3 protein-coding genes are annotated in these 1180 nt (G+C 63.9%); all 3 read left to right on the top strand.

The genetic code is table 11. From position 1 onward, the window contains the following. A partial coding sequence (locus Y707_RS29790) for a helix-turn-helix domain-containing protein (protein WP_035781356.1) occupies positions 1-234 on the top strand: 234 nt, incomplete at its 5' end. A gap of 136 nt (positions 235-370) precedes the next feature. Beyond that, positions 371-685, top strand: a complete 315-nt coding sequence (locus Y707_RS0111360; RefSeq protein WP_026535179.1) for a hypothetical protein — start codon at positions 371-373, stop codon at positions 683-685. Between the two features lie 9 nt (positions 686-694). Beyond that, on the top strand, positions 695-1180 hold a 486-nt coding region (locus tag Y707_RS31455), incomplete at its 3' end, for a hypothetical protein (protein WP_162150211.1).

Genomic DNA, 1180 nt, shown 5'->3' with positions numbered 1-1180 from the left:
CCCTCCGTGTCGGCCGGCCCGAGCCGTGCCCGGTCCGCCACCGAAACCGCCGTTTTGGAAGCGCTGCAGCCGGGCGAGCAGTATTCCACTATGGCCGTCGCCAAGCAGGTCGGCGTCTCCCGGGCCACCGCCCAGCGGTACTTGTCAGCGCTGGTCGACGACGGCACCGTCGACATCCAGCTCCGGTACGGCAACACCGGCCGACCTGAACACCGGTACGGCCTCGCGCAGTAGGAGACTGGGTTCTCCGGGCGGTTCTGGTCGCAATCCTTCATAACGACGGCGGTGCTTGTTTTGGGGTGTCGACCTGCGTAATGTGGACAGCGGTTGAGCAGGGGCCGAAGCACGCTTTCAGCATGGAGAAAATCTCTTGGAAACCAACCTACGGTCGCCAGTTCCAGTCCGGACCAGCCAAGCCTCCCGGCCTCTTTCCGGGATTGCCTCATTAGTCCGCGCCGCATTTCGACGGCGACCGGGTAAGTATTCCGCCGCTGTCTCTGTTTCCAACGCCGACGAACAAGGCATCAGCGAGAGCAACGCCGCCCTCACTACTGGTCCGGCCGTGCTCAGCGACGAGGCCTACTCCCGGATTGTCGACCATGATCCCGGCCCCGAAACACTGCAGCACTATTACCAATTGGCCGCTGAACTCTCGCAAACGGACCCACGCCAGAAAACTCCCTAATGCACCGCCATGACAATGACAAATAAACTACTGTCCGGCGCAGCCGCAGCGCTGCTGGGTCTCGGGCTGCTCACCGGATGTTCGGTGCCGGAGGATTACAACGCGAAAACCGCACAGGAGCTGCAAAGCAAGGTCCTGACGGTTACCGAGCACGCCGCCGATGGCGAGTATGGCAAAGCACTGAAGGCCCTCGTGAGTTTGGACGACCTGGTTGAATTCGCCGCGGCGAACGGTTTGCTCGACGCCGAACGCAGCGACGACATCGAGGCCACCATCACTGTGGTGCGGGCCGATCTTGAGGCAAAAATCGCGGCAGGACAGGAAGACGATTCTTCCCGGGACTCACACGACGATTCCGACAATAGGTCGGAGCACCCGGCGCCTTCGGTACCGGATGTCGCGCCCGTTCCTGCTCCTGCACCGGGTGGCGCGCCTGTTCCTGCGCCCGCTCCGGCTCCGGCTCCGGCCCCGGCACCCGCCCCGGCCCCGGCACCC

The organism is Arthrobacter sp. H14 (assembly GCF_000520495.1).
Classification (GTDB): Bacteria; Actinomycetota; Actinomycetes; order Actinomycetales; family Micrococcaceae; genus Arthrobacter_C.
Note: the sequence above shows the minus strand (reverse complement) of the source record. Positions and strands in the feature narration are given on the sequence as shown.